Consider the following 15,691-nt stretch of genomic DNA (forward strand, 5'->3'; position numbering starts at 1 on the left):
TCTGATGCGTGAATACTATGATCTGGGCAGCTATTCCTGTCCGGTAACGACCTCCGTTCCCGAGGCTCAGCTGTGGTTCGACCGCGGCCTGAACTGGACCTATGGGTACAATCACGAAGAAGCCGTGGTTTGTTTCCAGCGCGCAGCCGAACATGACCCCCAATGCGCCATGGCATATTGGGGCGTCGCCTACGCGGCGGGACCGAATTACAACCTTCCATGGGACTTGCAGGACGAGCGGGGTCGCCGCAAGGCGCTGGCGCTGGCTTATGATGCCATGCAAAACGCCCTTCGATTGGCGGGCGGCTGTACGCCCGTCGAGCAAGCTCTGATCCGAGCCCTCCCTGCGCGCTATCCGCAGAGAGATCCGGCAGAGGACATGCACCGGTGGGACCACGATTTTGCCGAAGCGATGCGCGCAGCCTTCGCCGCGCACCGCGATCATGCGGACCTGCGCACGATCTACGTCGAGGCGCTTTTGAACCTGACACCCTGGAAAATGTGGGACCTGCAAACAGGTCAACCGGCAGAAGGCGCTGCAACGCTTGAAGCACAAGAGGCGTTGGAATGGGTCATGGCTAACGATCCGGCCGCCATGTCACATCCCGGCCTGCTGCATCTTTATGTTCACCTGATGGAGATGTCGCCCACGCCGGAAAAAGCTCTGAAAGCCGGTGATGTCCTGCGCACATTGGTGCCCGATGCGGGGCACCTGGTGCATATGCCAACACATATTGACGTGCTGTGCGGCCATTATCACAATGTGGTGCAGTGGAACGAAAAAGCCTCGGATGCGGATCTGAAGTATTACGAACGCGAAGGCGCGTTCAATATCTACACCGGATACCGCCAACACAACTATCACTTCGCCATCTACGGCGCGCTGTTTCTGGGTCAGATCGAACCTGCCCTGCGCGCCAATCAGGGTTTGTGGGATACAACGCCAGAGGAGATGCTACGCATCGAAAGCCCCCCAATGGCGGACTACTTCGAAAGCTACATGTCCATGGGACCGCACATCCTGATCCGCTTTGGCCGCTGGGAAGAGGCCAAGGCGCTGGAGCTGCCCTCCGATCCGGATCTCTACCACACCCTGACGACCACGACCCATTACGCCCGCGCCATCGCACATGCCGCAACCGGTGACGTTGTCCATGCCGAAGCGGAAGAGAACCTGTTTCTGGCAGCCAGGGAATGCGTTCCGGAAACACGCCGGTTGCACAACAATCGTGTGATCGACCTGCTGGAAATCGCGGGGGAGATGCTGCGCGGTGAGATCGAATACCGAAAGGGCAATTTCGAGATCGCCTTTGCCCATCTGCGCCGCTCGGTCCAATTGGACGACACCTTGCCCTATGACGAGCCCTGGGGCTGGATGCAGCCCACCCGCCACGCGCTTGGCGCATTGCTGTTCGAACAAGGTCATGCGGCAGAAGCAGAGGCCGTCTATCGCGAAGATCTTGGCCTAGGCGGCTCGCTCAGTCGCGCTTCGATCCATCCAGACAACGTCTGGAGCCTGAAGGGGCTGTACGATTGTCTCAAAGCCCGCGGGGAAGATGTTGAAATCCGACAGGTCAAACAACGCCTGGATCTGGCTCTGGCCCGCGCTGATCGGGCGGTTGCAGCGTCTTGCTTCTGCGCGCAGGCTGCGATGCATGTATAGGCGGTATCGCGCTGCCGCGCGATGCCTCCGGCGGGGATATTTTCAGCCAGATGAAGCTGGGATCCGTGACTTCATCTGGCCCTAAATATCCCGGGGGAGATGCGCGGAACGCGCATCGGGGGCAGAGCCCCATCCTGCCTATCAACCAGCCTTGGTCTTCTTCTTTTCCGCGACCACTTTTTCAGCAAGGTCGCGGGCAATCGCAAAGGCCCCTTTGATCTTGTCGCTGTCTTTCTTCCAATCCCGGCGTACGACGATCTTGTTATCCTTGACCTTGGCCATGCCGCGCTGGTTCTGAATGAATTCGACCAATCCCTGAGGGGATGCGAACTTGTCATTGTGGAACTGGATCGTCGCGCCTTTCGGGCCTCCGTCCAGCTTGGCGATGCCCGCCCGTTTGCACATGGCCTTGATGCGCACGACCAGCATCAGGGTATTCACCTCTTTCGGCAATTTGCCGAAACGATCGATCAACTCTGCGGCAAAGCCTTCCAGCTCAACCTTGGTCGACAGCGACGACAGGCGGCGGTAGAGGCCGAGACGAACATCCAGATCGGGCACGTAATCATCGGGAATCAGAACCGGGACGCCCAGATTGATCTGTGGGGCCCATTGGTCGTCGGCATCTGACAGGCCCTCCATCTCGCCGGCCTTGATCTTGGCAATCGCTTCTTCCAGCATGGATTGATAAAGCTCGTAGCCCACATCGCGCATCTGGCCAGACTGCTCTTCGCCCAGCAGATTGCCAGCGCCCCGAATGTCGAGGTCCTGGCTGGCCAGAGTGAACCCGGCGCCCAGCGTATCCAGCGAGCCCAGAACCCGCAGACGTTTCTCGGCCGTAGCCGTCAGTTTCTGCCGTGGCTTGGTGGTCAGATAGGCATAGGCACGGGTTTTGGATCGCCCCACCCGGCCCCGGATCTGGTAGAGCTGCGCAAGACCGAACATATCGGCGCGGTGCACGACCATCGTGTTCGCCGTTGGAATGTCCAAACCGCTTTCCACAATTGTCGTCGCCAGCAGCACATCATACTTACCGTCATAAAACGCGTTCATTCGGTCATCGAGTTCACCCGCCGCCATCTGGCCATGTGCAACCACATAGGTCAGTTCCGGCAGCTGGTTTTTCAGGAACTCCTCGATCTCGGGCAGGTCCGAGATGCGCGGAACCACGTAGAAACTTTGCCCGCCGCGATAGTGTTCGCGCAGCAGCGCCTCTCGAATCGTGACCGCGTCGAATTCGCTGACATAGGTTCTGATCGCCAAGCGGTCGATGGGCGGTGTGCCGATGATCGACAGATCGCGCACCCCGGTCAGCGACAATTGCAAGGTTCGCGGAATCGGGGTTGCGGTCAGGGTGAGAACATGGATGTCACTGCGCAGTTGCTTCAGCCGTTCCTTGTGTCCCACGCCGAAATGTTGTTCTTCGTCGATGACCAGTAGACCCAGATTGTGAAACCGTATGTTCTTGGCCAACAGCGCATGGGTCCCGATCACGATATCGACCGTGCCCTTGGCCAGCCCCTCACGTGTCTGCTGCGCCTCTTTGGCCGAGACGAAGCGCGACAATTGCCGCACTTCCAGAGGGAAGCCGCGAAACCGTTCCCTGAAGCTTGCCGCATGCTGTCGGGCAAGCAGTGTTGTCGGTGCCACGACCGCAACCTGCACGCCGGACATGGCGGCGACAAAGGCGGCGCGCATCGCCACCTCGGTCTTGCCAAAACCGACGTCGCCGCAGATCAGGCGATCCATGGGGGCACCAGAATGCATGTCTTCCATCACATCCGAGATGGCGCGCAACTGGTCATCGGTTTCCTGATAGGGGAAACGCGCGCTGAACTCCTCCCACGCGTGCGGCGGAGGGTCCATAACGGGGGCTTTACGCAAAGCACGTTCCGCCGCGATGCGGATCAGCTTGTCCGCCATCTCGCGAATGCGCTCTTTCAGCTTGGCCTTCTTGGCCTGCCAGGCGCCACCGCCGAGTCGATCCAAGAGCCCTTCGTCATGGCCGTATTTCGACAGCAGTTCGATGTTTTCGACCGGTAGGTACAACTTTGCCTGCTCGGCATATTCCAGCAGCAGGCATTCATGGGCGGCACCGGCGGCCGTGACGACCTCCATCCCCATGTATCGACCAATGCCGTGATCCACATGCACCACCAGATCACCGGGGCTCAGGGATTGGGTCTCGGTCAGGAAATTCTCGGCCTTGCGGCGTTTTTTGGATTGGCGGATCAGCCTGTCGCCCAGAACGTCCTGTTCGGCGATCACCGTCAGGTCTGGCGTCTCAAAACCGTGTTCCAGCGCCCAGACGGCAAGGTGCAGGCCGCGCTTTCCGATGCGCGTTCCATTGGCAATGGGAATCGCCTCGGCCAGACCTTCATCCTCGATCAGGCCGGTCAGACGTTCGCGCGCACCTTCTGAATAGGACGCGATCAGCACCGGACCTTTGTCAAGCTTGGCGCTGATGTGGCTGGCCAGAGCACCGAACAGGCTGATGCTTTCCTGCTGACGTTCCGGAGCAAAGTTGCGCCCGATCCGCCCGCCGGCATCGATGACACCCGGGCCCGAGGCCTGTGGCAAGGGGCTGAACTGCATGACACGCCGATCCGCGACAGCCGCCTCCCACGCGGCCTCATCCAGATACAGCAGCCCCGGAGGTGTGGGTTTATAGACCGTATCCATGCGGGATCGGTTTTCCAGCGCTAGACGCCGGGTTTCGTATTGATCGGCAATCGTCTCCCATCGGGCCAATCTGGCCGGTGTAACCTGATCATCGACGGTGATCGTGGCATCCGGCAGATAATCAAACAGTGTTTCAAGCTTCTCGTGGAAGAAGGGCAGCCAGTGTTCGATACCCTGATGCTTGCGACCGGCGCTTACCGCTTCGTAGAGCGGATCATCCGTGCCCGCTGCGCCGAATTCGATCCGGTAGTTCTGGCGGAACCGCGTGATGGCCGCATCATCCAGAATGACCTCGGAAACGGGCGCAAGTTCAACCACGTCCAGCTTTTCGGTCGTGCGCTGAGACACGGGATCAAAACGGCGCGCGCCGTCCAGTACGTCTCCGAACAGGTCCAGACGGACGGGGCCCGATTCACCCGGCGGGAAGATGTCGATGATACCGCCGCGAATGGCGTAATCGCCCGGCTCCATCACGGTGGGGCTTTGCGTGAAGCCCATGCGCACCAGGAAGTTGCGTAGCGCGGCCTCATCTATGCGCTGATCGACACGGGCGGTGAACGCCGCTTCGCGCAGCACGTCTCGCGCCGGGACGCGTTGGGTTGCCGCATTCAATGTCGTCAACAACACGTATTTCTGCGGCATCTGGTGAACCAGCGCCGCCAGCGTGGCAACGCGGGCCGCTGAAATGTCGGCATTGGGGGACACCCTGTCATAGGGCAGACAATCCCAGCCCGGAAACACGAAGACCGGCATGTCAGGGGCAAAGAAGGCCAGCGCCGCGCGCATCGCCTCCATCCGCTTGTCGTCACGCGCGACATGGGCCACCGGCCCGTTGCTGCGGGCGATTTCGTTCAGCACAAGCTGCGCGTCAAACCCTTCGGGGGCGCCGCCAACTGTCACGTGGTTCGGAGCCTTCATCGCCTCGCCTTTCAGATTTTGCTATCCCAGAACGCCAATCGAGATGTTCTGATACATGCCCCAGAACGAAGTGACCAGTATCGAGATCATGCCTATGATCTGGGTATAGAGCCGGCAGCGCGCAATGGTTTTCGAAACGGACTCGAGCGTCAGTTCCTGCCGCCGCAATCGTCGCGCGTGCACGATGTTCACCACCAGAACAAGCGTCAGTGGAAACAGAAGAAGGAACACGGCCTGCGCGAATTCGACGCCGTAATAGAACCCAAGCGTGGCCAGCCCTGTGAACAGAAAACACCCGAATGCCAACAGGATGGTGCCTGACATGTCGACGATCAACAGGATCCGGTTGGTGTGTATGCGAACGATGTCCAGTAGGTCGATCTCGACCTGCCCGCCAATGCGTCGGGCACGCACAACCAGATCGTAGGGAATGCCCATTACCCAGTGACTCGCCGAAGACCAGACAACCGCCAGCACGATCCAGAACCAGAGATTCGAAAAGCTACGCATGTCGATGACTTCAAAGATCGAAGAGTACCAGTCCAAACCCAACCCTTTATTCAAACCACTCAGGGAGGATTGGCCACGCTGCCGCGTCCATTGATACCCTTGAGACCTTTGTGAATTCATGCCACCCAATGCACGAATGTTCAAGGAGAACGCGCCATGAAACCGACCATTGCCCCCTATCCCATGACCCGCTTTCGGCGTGCCCGTCAATCCCGGGCAATCCGCGGACTTGTGCGCGAGAACACCTTGACCACGGACGACCTGATCTGGCCCGTTTTCGTCCGCGACGGCGAAGGGGTTGAAGAACCCGTTCCCTCGATGCCGGGCGTGGTTCGCCGGTCGGTGGATCTGATTGCAAAAGCGGCCGTCGAAGCGCAAGCGCTTGGAATCCCGGCGATATGCATCTTCCCCTACACGGATTCCGCGCTCAAGACCGAGGATTGCGCCGAGGCCTGGAACCCCGACAACCTGTCGAACCGGGCCATCCGGGCGATCAAGGCGGCAGCCCCCGACATTGCGGTGATGACGGACGTGGCGCTGGACCCGTACAATATCAATGGTCATGACGGTTATGTCGTCGATGGCGAGATCGTGAATGATCAGACCATCGAAGCGTTGGTCAAGATGACCCTTGCCCAGGCCGATGCCGGCGCCGACATCATCGGACCGTCGGACATGATGGACGGCCGGATCGGGGAAATGCGCCGCGCATTGGAAGGTGCCGGGCATCGCAACGTGATGATCCTCAGCTATGCCGCGAAATACGCCAGCGCTTTTTATGGGCCCTTCCGCGACGCCGTGGGTGCCTCGGGCGCGCTGACCGGTGACAAGAAAACCTATCAGATGGACCCGGCCAACTCGAACGAAGCCCTGCGCCTGATCGAACGCGATCTGACCGAAGGCGCGGACATGGTGATGATCAAACCCGGAATGCCCTATTTGGATATCTGCCGTCGTGTGAAAGACAGCTTTGGTGCACCCACCTATGCCTACCAAGTCTCGGGCGAATACGCGATGATCCAGGCAGCCGCCCAGAATGGCTGGATCGACGCAGAAAAGGCGATGCTGGAAAGCCTGCTGGCCTTCAAGCGCGCCGGGTGTGACGGTATTCTGACCTATTTTTCGCCTCAGGTTGCCCGCATCCTGCAGGGCTAAAACCCCGAAGAGTCGCAATTTTTCGCCGACAAGCCCCCTTGAGCGGGCAGCTTTCCCGTGACACATCGCCCTAATCGGCGTATCCTTGCCGGCAAGATCGGGATGACCCGACACATCAGGCACAGTTACAGAGAAAAAAACCATGAGCAGTTCCAACTCCCCCCGACTGAACCGTCGCGGCTTTGCCTTGGGCATGGCAGGCCTGTCCCTGACCGCCGCCTGCGGCAACGGCGTCGGCAATTCAAACTCGTCCATGATCGACGCCCGCGTCGATGCCACGCTGACCGAAATGTACAGCCGGTATCCCAACACCGTGGAAATCGCGAACAAAGCCAACGGCATGTTGGTTATGCCCCTGATCACCGACGCCGGATTGATCTTCTTTGGCGGTGCCTACGGCCAAGGCGCGCTGCGCATCAACGGCGCAACGGTCGATTACTATTCTGCAATTTCCGGAACCGCAGGTCTGCAAATCGGTGCGCAGCAATATGCGCATATCCTGTTCTTCATGACCGAGGATGCGCTGAACGATTTCCGCCGTTCCAGCGGATGGACAGCCGGTGCCGATATTGGATATGTGGTTGACGCAACAGGGAATTCCTTGTCCACGGACACGACAACACTGCGTTCGCCGGTGCTGGCGGTGGTCTTTGGCCAGGCCGGTCTAAAATTCGGCGCGACCGTCGAAGGTACGAAATACACCCGCATCATCCCATAACCCGGATTACCACTTCCCCCACACACGGCCCCGTCGCAGCACAACACTGCGGCGGGGCATTTGATTTCACCCCTTCCCGCGCAGGTTCTTGCCGCGTTCCTCTTTCGGTCGGACCGACCATCCTCTAGTCTCTGCGCAACATTCATCTGAACAATAATAGGGGCAGTAATGGGTCTTGTTTTCCGCTGGCTGGTGCGCATCGCGTCGGGTCTGATCATTTTGATCCTCGCCGCAATGGGCCTTGTCTATTTTCTGGCCAGCCAATCCCTGCCGGACTATGACCAAACGCTTGAGGTCGAAGGTCTGACCGCCCCGGTCGAGATCGTACGCGACACCGCCAACGTACCGCATATTCTGGGCCAGACCGATCCCGATGTGTTCTTTGGATTGGGATATGCTCACGCACAGGATCGACTGTGGCAGATGACGGTCATGCGCCGTACCGCGCAAGGCCGTCTGTCCGAGGTCTTTGGCCCGCGCACGCTTCACATCGACAAGCTGCTGCGCAGGTTGGACCTTTACGGGCTGGCCCACCGATCAGTCGAGGTGCAGGACGATTATACCAAGGCCGCCTTGCGTGCCTATTCCGCCGGGGTCAATGCCCGCCTGACCGAGATCAACGAAGAGGCGCTGGGTCGCGGCGCACCCGAGATGTTCCTGTTCAACGCTCCGGTCTCGCCCTGGCAACCGGGTGACAGTATCGCAATAATCAAGCTGATGGCGCTGCAACTGTCAGGCCACCTGACCGATGAAGTTCTGCGCGCGCGCACGTCCTTGATGCTGAACAACCCAGAACGTCTGGCCGACATCCTGCCCGACGTTCCCGGACCCGGCATTGCCGCGCTGCCCGAATATGCCACCCTGTTCCCAGATCTTCCGCGTTATGCGGCGGGAACGGACATTCCCGAAACACCTCTTTCACCCCTTCCCAAACGTGGTCTGGCCGGAGCTTCAAACGCCTGGACCGCCGCGCCGTCACGTTCTGCAAGTGGCGGAACCCTGTTGGCCAACGACCCTCATTTGGGTTTCACTGCGCCCGGGATTTGGTACCTGGCACATCTCGGCCTAGAAAAAGGCGGTGTCATCGGGGCTTCGATCCCCGGTGTGCCCGCCATCATGACCGGACGCAGCGACCGGCTGGGATGGGGGCTGACATCCTCGTATCTTGACGATCAGGACGTTCATATCGAGCAGTTGAATCCTGACAATCCCGAGGAATACCTGACCCCGACCGGCTTCAAGGAATTCCAGACCCGCCCTTCGATCATCGAGATCAAGGGGGAAGCTCCGGTAACGCTGACCCTGCGCTGGACGGACAATGGGCCGGTGCTGCCGGGCACGGATTACAAGCTGGAAACCATCACGCCGCCGGGCCATGTGGCATCGCTGTCCTGGACGGCGCTCAGCCCGCAGGACACGTCGATGTCGGCGTCCATGGCGCTGATGAACGCCGACAACGTGGAGCAGGCCATCGCGGTCGGTGAGCAGTTCATCGCGCCTTCTCAGAACCTGTCGCTGGTCGACAAGACGACCATCGGGATGAAGCTGATCGGCGCCATGCCTCGGCGTGATCTGCTAAATCAAAGTAGGGGGCGCATCCCCTCGCCCGGCTGGATCGAGGCCAATCGCTGGCAAGGCCGCCTGCCCTATGCCGACAACCCGGAATTTGTGGCCCCCGTCGGCGGCGTTCTGGGCAACACGAACAACAAGATCATCGACCGCCCCTTCCCGGATCACGTCTCGTATGAATGGGGCGATACGCAGCGCGTGCATCGTTGGGAACGCCTGATGCAATCGCGCGAGGTGCATACCCGCGACAGCTTTATCGAGGCACAGCTGGACACGGTCAGCTTTACCGCGCGGTCCCTGCTGCCGCTGATCGGTGCCGATCTGTGGTTCACCGGGGCTTCGGCCCCGGAAGGAACGCCGGAACGCCAGCGCCAGATCGCACTGTCGCTGCTGGCGGACTGGAACGGTGAGATGAACGAACACCTGCCCGAGCCGTTGATCTATGCGGCCTGGCTGCGTGCGCTGCAAATCCGGCTGATCTCGGACGAGCTTGGGCCTCTGGCCAGCGAATACAAACATGTCGAACCGCTGTTCATCGAACGGGTCTATCGCGACATTGACGGCGCGGGTGTCTGGTGCGACGTGATCCAAAGCGCACCGGTCGAGACATGCACCGAGATGGCGCGGCTTGCGCTGGACGACGCGCTGATCTGGATCTCTGAACGATATGGCAGCGCGCTTGAATCCCTTCGTTGGGGCGACGCGCATCAGGCAACGCATGATCACCCCGTGCTGGGCTCTGTCCCAATATTGCGGTTTTTTGTGAACATTCGCCAATCGACCAGCGGCGGCGACAACACATTGCTGCGTGGCCGAACATCGGGGGAAGGGCCTGATCCGTTCCAGAATGTGCACGGCGCCGGGTATCGCGGGGTGTATGACTTTGCCGACCCCAACAGCTCGGTCTTCATTACAGCGACCGGGCAATCGGGTCATTTCCTGTCGCGTTACTATGACGATCAGGCGCAGCTGTGGCGGCGTGGCGAATACATACCCATGTCACTGGATCTTGACCTGGCCCGCGCTGCGGCTGTCGGGGTAACCAATCTGATCCCGCGATAATCCGCCTATTCGGCAAGTCCCCGCCCTGTTCGCGGGGGCATCGTGGCACCCACAGCTTTATTCGCCTAACATAACGGCACCGATCATGTGGGACCAAAAGGGGGCGAGTATGGCCAGCATTCGGGATACTCTGAATAACCTCGCGCGAGACTACGCAATAGCCTGGAGCTCAGGTGACTCCGACGCGGTTGCCGGCTTCTTCGCGTCAAACGGGCAGGTCACCATCAACCGGGGCGACCTGATCGAGGGGCGCGCGGCGATCGCCGACATGGCCCGGAGGTTTTTCGCGGATTTTCCGGATCTCGAGCTGCGTTGCGACATGATGCGATGGGCCGGATCTCATGCCATATTCGTCTGGACCCGCGAAGGGCACCATTCCGTAACCGGCAATCACGTCATAGCGCGCGGCTGGGAAGAGTGGGAACTGACGTCAGATTATCTTGTACAGTCTTCGTTGGGCTGGTTCGACGCGGACGACCATCAACGGCAGATAGACGGGGCCTGACTCACCGTCCGCTGGATGCGCGTTCTATCCTGTAGTCCCGCGGTATCCCCTGAGTGACCCGCGACCAGTCAAACGCCCGTGTCCGGGCCTGATGTGCATCGAAAGCCTGCTGATCTGTAAACACTTCTGACACGTTGAACCGACCTGGACGGGTCTGATCCTCGATCACGTCGAAGGATATGCAGCCCTGTTCCGCCCGGGTCAGTTTCACATGGTCCGGCAACGCTGCGCGCACCTCTTCCAGCCGGTCCACGGGCACATCGATATGGCCGGTCAGGAACACTCTTTGGTCCGGCTTGTCAGACATGGACAGCGCTGTCCCCAAATCTACAACGAGTCAAACTGAGCCGCCTGTTTATCGGTCCACAATACCGTGATGCGGAAACCGTCATCGGTCTGTTCTTCTGTACGCACCACATCCTGGCGGAACAACCAGGCCCGCTTGTCCCCGTCAGAGAAAGACAGATCCAATACCACCTCACGCCGTGCACCTTGCAGATGCATCGCAATCTCGGACAGCAACGGCGCGATGCCTTCCCCGGTTACAGCCGAAATCGCGAATATCTCAGGATCTCGGTCCGCCCGCGCCAGCGTTGCCTCGCGCTCATCGGCGCTCAGCAGGTCTATCTTGTTCCAGACCTCAAGCCGAGGCCTCTCTTCGCCGACGCCCAGCGAGGTCAGGATCGCCTCGACATCCTGCGCCTGCGCCTCTGTTTCCTCGTGGCTGATATCACGCACATGGACGATCAGGTCGGCCCCCAGGACTTCTTCCAGCGTGGCCCGGAAAGCCGCCACAAGCTCGGTCGGGAGGTTCGAGATAAAGCCCACCGTGTCCGACAGGATCACTTCGGGGCCGTCGGGCAACTGTACGCGGCGCATGGTCGGATCCAGCGTGGCGAACAGCATGTCCTTGGCCATCACTTCGGCCCCGGTCAGGTGATTGAACAGCGTCGATTTCCCTGCGTTCGTATACCCGACGAGTGCGACGATTGGATAAGGCACCTTGGCCCGGGCGGCCCGGTGCAGTGTCCGGGTCTTGACCACCTTCTGCAACTGCCGCCGCAAGCGTACCAGTTGCTCGTCAATGGCGCGGCGGTCGGCTTCGATCTGGGTTTCGCCGGGTCCGCCGACAAATCCCAAACCACCGCGCTGACGTTCAAGGTGTGTCCACGCCCGTACCAGCCGCGTCCGCTGATAGCTGAGCGCGGCCATCTCGACCTGCAACACACCTTCCCGCGTGCGGGCGCGATCGCTGAAAATCTCAAGGATCAACCCGGTCCGATCGAGGATCTTGACCTTCCACGCCTTTTCCAGATTGCGCTGCTGCACCGGGGTCACCGGCCCGTCGATCAGAACCAGTTCAACCTCGTTGTCGCGAAAACGCTCGCCAAGTTCTTCAATCTTGCCGCTGCCGAACAAGTACCCGGCCTGCGCGCGTTGAAGTCGCACGACTTCTGACCCGATCACGTCCAGATCGGGCAATGCGGCGGCCAGTGCCACCGCCTCTTCCAGCGCCGGTTCGGGGACACGGCGCTGTTCGTCTGATTTGATTTCGGGATGCAGCACCCAGGCCCGGGTGCGCGCCCGCTCATGTTCCATCAAGAGGCGTCTTCGCCCTCATACAGGTTGATCGGCTGTGACGGCATGATGGTCGAAATCGCGTGTTTGTAGACCAGCTGCGACTGTCCGTCGCGGCGCAACAATACGCAGAAATTGTCGAACCAGGTGATGACACCCTGCAATTTCACACCGTTGATCAGGAAAATCGTGACCGGAACCTTAGCTTTCCGTACATTGTTCAGGAAGGCATCCTGAAGATTCTGTCTGTCCGAAGCCATATTTTTATAATCTCGCCATTGTTCTTGCTACGCGCTGCGGACCAACGCGCTCCCTCCGGCAGAGTATGGAGTGCTACGCACAGATATTCCAGATGAAAAATCAGGCGTTAGCCGCCGCATGATGTGCCCGGCTCAATCCCGCCAAAGTGACGGGGTGATCAGGGCGATGATCGCCAGCGTTTCCAGACGCCCGATGACCATGGCCGCGCACAGCGTCAGCTTGGCGCCGGCAGAAAGATCGATCAGGCGAATTGGTACGTCGGTGGCCAACTCGATCAACGGCCCCGTCGTGCTGAGCGTGGCCACGCTCAGCACCATGGCCTGTTCGAACCCGGACCCCATCGCCGCAAGCAATAGGTTGAATACCGCAAGGGTCAGCGCAAAAAGCATCAGAAAGATCCAGGCGATGAACGCCCCGTCGCTTTGAATGCGGCGATTGCCACCCCCTGCACCGCTGACGGACGAGGGATAGATCAGGCGGTCGATCTCTCGTGCGCCATTCAGATACAGCGCGAAGACCCGCAACAGCTTGACCCCTCCGGCCGTCGTCGCGACGCCTCCGCCGATCAATGCCAGCCCCATCAACAGCAAACCGGGCGTTCCCAAACCCGACAGTTGCTGTGCGTCGTTCCAGTTCGCGCTTTCGAATCCGGCCGTCGTCAGGAAAGCCAGAACGGTGAACAGCATCCCCCAGATGACTTGCAACGCCTGCATTGGTTCCATTTGACCACCGATTTCCGTCACGCCCGCGACAACCCGGAAGAACAACAGGATTGCGACAGCAAGGACAATCATCAGACCGATGCGAAACTCTGGGTCCGTATCCAGACGGGAATAGCCTGTTGTCGCGGTATCCTTCGAAAAAGTCAGACGCGAGAGAGCAAAGAACAGGAACAGAAACAGGATGGCTTCGCCCGTAAACCCGGCCTGCGCCCCTTCCATGCCGCCGACCGGAGAGATGCCGGACGTGGCCATCACTGCCATCGCATGGCACACGGCCGTCAGACCGACTTCACCGGCAATCAACAGAAGAACCCAGATCACGGTCGTCAGCCCGACATAGACTGGTGTCAGGGTCCTGGCGACACGGATCAGACGGCCTCGCGGGTCCACGCGCTCGCTCTGTGCCACCCCTGACACCGGGCGCCCCGGCTGGCCTTTGGCAGTGACCTCGAACCCGCCAAGCGACAGCGGAGCAAGGATCGCCGCAGCGGCGATCCACATCAGCAGGCCGCCCATCCAACCGACCATGGCACGCCACAAATGCAACGGGGCCGTCAGGCGGGCCGGATCCGGAAACAGGTCCGCCCCCGTGGTCGTCAGAGAACTGACCATATCGAAATAGGCGTTCAGAAAGGTGGTCGTTCCAAGCGCGTCGTGAAATGGGATCGCCAGAAAGATGGGCAGCAGCGTGAAACAGGCCAGCATCACCGCCAACTGCCCCAACGTGCCGCGCCGGGGTATGCGGTTGGAAGACGCCATCGCGATGGTCGCAACCAGAAACAAGCCCAGGATCCCGGAATACAGAAAGGATCGTGACGTGTCGTGATCGTCCAGAGCCAACGCATAGATCGCTGGAATCCACATGGTCAGGGATGCAATGCCCCAGATCAGCAGGAACAACGGCAACCGCCGCAACAATCCAACCTGTTGTGTCCCTGCATGCGCCATCAGAAGAAATCGATTGAAACCTGCATCAGGCGTTCAACCTCTGGCACGTCCTTGGCCATGGCAAAGATTGCGACCACATCTTTTTCATCGATCCGCAGGCTGCCTGTCGGTCGCAAAACCTCGTCTCCCTTGCGGACCGCGCCCACAAGCACCCCCTCGGGAAAGTCGATATCGCGCAGACGTTGCCCGGCCATAGGCGAGGTTGACAGAACCTCGGCCTCGATCACCTCGGCCTCGGCGTCCCCTATGGAATAGACCTGACGCACCCGTCCATGCCGGATGTGCCGCAGGATCGAACTGACGGTCGTGGCTCGCGGGTTGATATAAGCATCGATCCCCAAGGGCCCCATCAGGGCCACCATGCTGGGATCGTTGATCAATGCAATAGCCAGAGCGCAGCCTTCGGCCTTGGCACGCACCGCAGCCAGCATGTTCGTACGGTCGTCATCCGTAACTGCCAGCATCGCATCGGCCCGCTCGATCCCCGCTTCGCTCAGCAACCCGGCATCCAGCCCGTCGCCATGCAGCACGATCGTCCGTTCCAGAGCTTCGGCGGCGAGTTCAGCGCAATGGCGGTCGCGTTCGATGATCTTGGCCCGCACGCGGCTTTCTCGTTCTTCCAGCGTTCTGGCCACTTCCAGCCCGACATTTCCGCCGCCCACGATCACCACGCGATCCTGCCGCTTCTGCGCCTTGCCGAACACCTCCATGGTGCGATCCACGTCCTTGACGTTGGTAAAGACATAGCATTCGTCGCCCACGAACAGCTGATCCTCGGACTCGGGCGCAAACAGCGTGCCTTCGCGCCGCACCCCAACCACGATGGAACTGAGGGTCGAGAACAGATCCGTCAGCTGCCGCAACGGTGTATTCACGATCGGGCAATCCTCTTCCACCCGCACCCCAAGAAGCTGCGCCTTGCCGTCCATGAAAATCTCGGTGTCAAAGGCGGATGGGGCAGACAGGCGGCGCATGGCGGCGGCGGCAACTTCGCGTTCGGGGCTGATCACCACATCAATCGGCAGATGATCACGACGGTACAGATCCGAGTGGATCGCCTCGAGGTAGGATTTCGACCGCAGGCGCGCGATCTTGCGCTGGATCGAAAAGACCGAATGCGCCATCTGGCAGGTGACCATGTTCACCTCATCCGAATGGGTGGCGGCAATGATCATGTCAGCGTCACGGGCCCCTGCCCGTTCCAGCACGTCCGGATAACTTGCAAACCCGGCGATCCCCTGCACATCAAGCGTTTCAGTCGCCCGCCTTACCAGGTCGGGATTGTTGTCCACGACGGTAACATCGTTCAGCTCGCCCGAAAGATGCCGCGCGATCTGCCAGCCGACCTGACCCGCACCGCAAATAATGACCTTCATGCTTCTGGCCCTTCTGCCTGAAAG

The 15,691-nt window shown here is 60.1% G+C and carries 12 protein-coding genes; 5 read left to right on the plus strand and 7 right to left on the minus strand.

Translation table 11 applies throughout. The annotated features are described in order from the left end of the window. Positions 1-4 precede the first annotated feature (4 nt). Complete coding sequence (locus GOW56_RS02620; RefSeq protein WP_171204856.1) at positions 5-1,663, plus strand: hypothetical protein; 1,659 nt, start codon at positions 5-7, stop codon at positions 1,661-1,663. A gap of 141 nt (positions 1,664-1,804) precedes the next feature. On the opposite strand, the gene mfd is transcribed toward GOW56_RS02620, so the two are convergent. Beyond that, on the minus strand, positions 1,805-5,263 hold the full coding sequence (gene mfd, locus GOW56_RS02625; protein WP_171204857.1) for a transcription-repair coupling factor: 3,459 nt from the start codon (positions 5,261-5,263) through the stop codon (positions 1,805-1,807). A 21-nt stretch (positions 5,264-5,284) separates the two neighbouring features. After that, positions 5,285-5,809 carry a component of SufBCD complex gene (locus tag GOW56_RS02630; RefSeq protein WP_152458141.1) on the minus strand — a complete coding sequence of 175 codons (525 nt, stop codon included), beginning with the start codon at positions 5,807-5,809 and terminating at the stop codon, positions 5,285-5,287. A gap of 120 nt (positions 5,810-5,929) precedes the next feature. Here GOW56_RS02630 and hemB point away from each other — a divergent pair, with 120 nt between their 5' ends. From hemB to GOW56_RS02650, 4 genes are all read left to right on the plus strand, one after another. After that, positions 5,930-6,928 (plus strand): porphobilinogen synthase, encoded by a 999-nt coding sequence (gene hemB / locus GOW56_RS02635; RefSeq protein ID WP_171115665.1) that lies wholly within the window; start codon positions 5,930-5,932, stop codon positions 6,926-6,928. A gap of 142 nt (positions 6,929-7,070) precedes the next feature. Further along, positions 7,071-7,646 (plus strand): YSC84-related protein, encoded by a 576-nt coding sequence (locus tag GOW56_RS02640; RefSeq protein WP_170344102.1) that lies wholly within the window; start codon positions 7,071-7,073, stop codon positions 7,644-7,646. A gap of 168 nt (positions 7,647-7,814) precedes the next feature. Next, the gene (locus tag GOW56_RS02645) at positions 7,815-10,277 is read left to right on the plus strand and encodes a penicillin acylase family protein (protein ID WP_171115661.1); all 2,463 of its coding nucleotides are present in this window, start codon (positions 7,815-7,817) and stop codon (positions 10,275-10,277) included. Positions 10,278-10,386: 109 nt separating this feature from the next. Next, positions 10,387-10,782 (plus strand): nuclear transport factor 2 family protein, encoded by a 396-nt coding sequence (locus GOW56_RS02650; protein WP_171204858.1) that lies wholly within the window; start codon positions 10,387-10,389, stop codon positions 10,780-10,782. Position 10,783: 1 nt separating this feature from the next. Here the strand turns inward: GOW56_RS02650 and GOW56_RS02655 are convergent, their stop codons facing one another. The 5 genes from GOW56_RS02655 to trkA all read right to left on the minus strand — a co-directional run bounded on the left by GOW56_RS02655 (position 10,784) and on the right by trkA (position 15,667). Beyond that, on the minus strand, positions 10,784-11,089 hold the full coding sequence (locus GOW56_RS02655; protein ID WP_171167881.1) for a putative quinol monooxygenase: 306 nt from the start codon (positions 11,087-11,089) through the stop codon (positions 10,784-10,786). Between the two features lie 20 nt (positions 11,090-11,109). Further along, the gene (gene hflX, locus GOW56_RS02660) at positions 11,110-12,381 is read right to left on the minus strand and encodes a GTPase HflX (RefSeq protein ID WP_171115657.1); all 1,272 of its coding nucleotides are present in this window, start codon (positions 12,379-12,381) and stop codon (positions 11,110-11,112) included. Further along, positions 12,381-12,620: an RNA chaperone Hfq gene (gene hfq, locus GOW56_RS02665; protein WP_005982826.1), complete on the minus strand. Its 240-nt coding sequence runs from the start codon at positions 12,618-12,620 to the stop codon at positions 12,381-12,383. Before hfq ends, hflX begins: the two co-directional genes overlap by 1 nt. A gap of 132 nt (positions 12,621-12,752) precedes the next feature. Next, complete coding sequence (locus GOW56_RS02670) at positions 12,753-14,291, minus strand: TrkH family potassium uptake protein (protein ID WP_171167880.1); 1,539 nt, start codon at positions 14,289-14,291, stop codon at positions 12,753-12,755. After that, on the minus strand, positions 14,291-15,667 hold the full coding sequence (gene trkA, locus GOW56_RS02675) for a Trk system potassium transporter TrkA (RefSeq protein ID WP_152458149.1): 1,377 nt from the start codon (positions 15,665-15,667) through the stop codon (positions 14,291-14,293). Before trkA ends, GOW56_RS02670 begins: the two co-directional genes overlap by 1 nt. Positions 15,668-15,691: the final 24 nt, after the last annotated feature.

Source organism: Ruegeria sp. HKCCA0235A, from assembly GCF_013033235.1.
Classification (GTDB): domain Bacteria; phylum Pseudomonadota; class Alphaproteobacteria; order Rhodobacterales; family Rhodobacteraceae; genus Ruegeria.

Excerpts from the sequence above, each read along its gene's own strand:
- GOW56_RS02620 (WP_171204856.1), top strand. The coding sequence starts at position 5 with ATGCGTGAATACTATGATCTGGGCAGCTATTCCTGTCCGGTAACGACC.
- GOW56_RS02655 (WP_171167881.1), bottom strand. The coding sequence starts at position 11,089 with ATGTCTGACAAGCCGGACCAAAGAGTGTTCCTGACCGGCCATATCGAT.
- hflX (WP_171115657.1), bottom strand. The coding sequence starts at position 12,381 with ATGGAACATGAGCGGGCGCGCACCCGGGCCTGGGTGCTGCATCCCGAA.
- GOW56_RS02645 (WP_171115661.1), top strand. The coding sequence starts at position 7,815 with ATGGGTCTTGTTTTCCGCTGGCTGGTGCGCATCGCGTCGGGTCTGATC.
- mfd (WP_171204857.1), bottom strand. The coding sequence starts at position 5,263 with ATGAAGGCTCCGAACCACGTGACAGTTGGCGGCGCCCCCGAAGGGTTT.
- trkA (WP_152458149.1), bottom strand. The coding sequence starts at position 15,667 with ATGAAGGTCATTATTTGCGGTGCGGGTCAGGTCGGCTGGCAGATCGCG.
- GOW56_RS02650 (WP_171204858.1), top strand. The coding sequence starts at position 10,387 with ATGGCCAGCATTCGGGATACTCTGAATAACCTCGCGCGAGACTACGCA.
- GOW56_RS02670 (WP_171167880.1), bottom strand. The coding sequence starts at position 14,291 with ATGGCGCATGCAGGGACACAACAGGTTGGATTGTTGCGGCGGTTGCCG.
- GOW56_RS02640 (WP_170344102.1), top strand. The coding sequence starts at position 7,071 with ATGAGCAGTTCCAACTCCCCCCGACTGAACCGTCGCGGCTTTGCCTTG.
- hemB (WP_171115665.1), top strand. The coding sequence starts at position 5,930 with ATGAAACCGACCATTGCCCCCTATCCCATGACCCGCTTTCGGCGTGCC.
- hfq (WP_005982826.1), bottom strand. The coding sequence starts at position 12,620 with ATGGCTTCGGACAGACAGAATCTTCAGGATGCCTTCCTGAACAATGTA.